At 73.7% G+C, this 1657-nt stretch carries 1 pseudogene; it reads left to right on the top strand.

What is annotated here, in order from left to right:
• Positions 1-1657, top strand: a pseudogene (locus ACFQ4E_RS20520) (YhdP family protein); the annotation flags it as partial.

Below are 1657 nucleotides of genomic sequence, written 5' to 3'. Positions count from 1 at the left end.
CGCCGCCGCTCGACCAAGTGATCGCGCGGATCGACGCGGCGCTCGGAGCGCCGCCCTTCAACCGGCTGTCGGGGATCGCCGCCGACGGCGTGACGCTGCGCTACCGCGATGCGCGCGCCGGGCGGGAATGGACCGCCGATGATGGCCGGATCGCCGTGACGCGAGCGGGCGGGCGGCTGCGGCTCACGGGCGATGTCGCCGTCCTAGGTGGTGCAGGGCTCGCGCGGCTTGCGGTCAATGCCGAAAGCGGCATCGGCGAGACGGCCCTGAGCTTCGGCATGGAGCTGAGCGACCTACCGGCCCGCGACATCGCCTCGCAATCGCCGGGCCTTGCGGTGCTGGCGGCCCTCGACGCGCCGATCTCGGGGGCGCTCCGCGGCGTGACGACGGCGGAGGGCGCGCTCGCAGGGCTCGACGCCACGCTCCAGATCGGCGCCGGTGCCTTGCAGCCGCGCCCTGGCGCGCGTGCGATCCGGTTCGACGGCGCGCGGGCCTATTTCTCCTACGATCCCGCGCGCGAGCGCCTGATCTTCACCGAGATCTCGGTCGAAAGCGGCGCGGGCAGCGGGCGCGCCGAAGGGGTCGCGGTGCTCGAAGGCGTCGCGCGCGGTCGGCCCGAGGCGCTGGTGGCGCAGGTGGTCCTGTCGGACGTCTCGGCCAACCCGCTCGATCTTTTCGAGGCGCCGCTCTCGCTCGCCCGCGCCGAGGCCGATCTGAGGCTGCGGCTCGACCCGTTTACCATCGAAATCGGCCGCTTGCAGGTCACGGATGGTGCGCTTCTCGCGCGCGCCTCGGGCCGGATCGCCGCCGAGCGCGACGGCTGGCGCCTGGCGCTCGACGCGACCCTGCCCGAGGCCTCTCCCGAGGAGGTCGCCGCCCGCTGGCCGCCGCAGCTCGCGCCCCGGGCGCGCGAGTGGTTCCTGCAGAATGTCTCGGCGGGACAGGTGCATGACGGGATCTTCGCGCTGCGCCGCGCGCCCGGGCAGGACAGACCCGATCTCTATCTCGATTTCCGCTTCGACGGGGCCGAGGTGCGCTACGGCGGCCCGCTGCCGGTGATGCGGCAGGCCTCCGGGCAGTTCACGCTCTACGATCATCGTTTGGGCGTCGCGGTCACCAAGGGGACCGTCAGCCCCGAGATGGGCGGCGATCTGACAGTGACCGGCGGCAGCTTCACGATCCCCGACACGCGCGAGCGTCCGGCGCGCGGTCAGGTGCGGATCGAGGCCGAGGGCAGCGTGACGGGCGTCCTGTCCTATCTCGACGCCGAGCCGCTTCGGGTCATGGACCGGATCGGGCGCTCGCCAGACCTGGCCTCGGGCCGCGCGCAGCTCTCGGGTCGGCTGGGGCTGCCACTGAAGCGCGGGCTGACCTTCGGCGATATCGACATGGCCTTCGACGGCACCGCGACGGACGTGTCGAGCGGGGACATCGTTCCGGGGCGCGAACTGGCCGCGGAGCGGCTGGCGGTCCGGGTGAACCCGGAGCAGGTCGAGGTCACCGGCCGCGCCACGCTTCAAGGCGTGCCGTTCGACGGGGCCTGGCGCCAGCCCATCGGTGCCAATGCCGGGCCGGGCCGCGTCGAGGGGCGCGTGACACTCTCGGATGCGGGCGCGCGGGCGCTCGGGATCGCGCTGCCGCAGGGGCTCGTCAGCGG

The sequence above is a fragment of the Litorisediminicola beolgyonensis genome (assembly GCF_042679605.1).
GTDB lineage: Bacteria > Pseudomonadota > Alphaproteobacteria > Rhodobacterales > Rhodobacteraceae > Litorisediminicola > Litorisediminicola beolgyonensis.
This window is presented reverse-complemented; position numbering and strand designations above follow the sequence as displayed.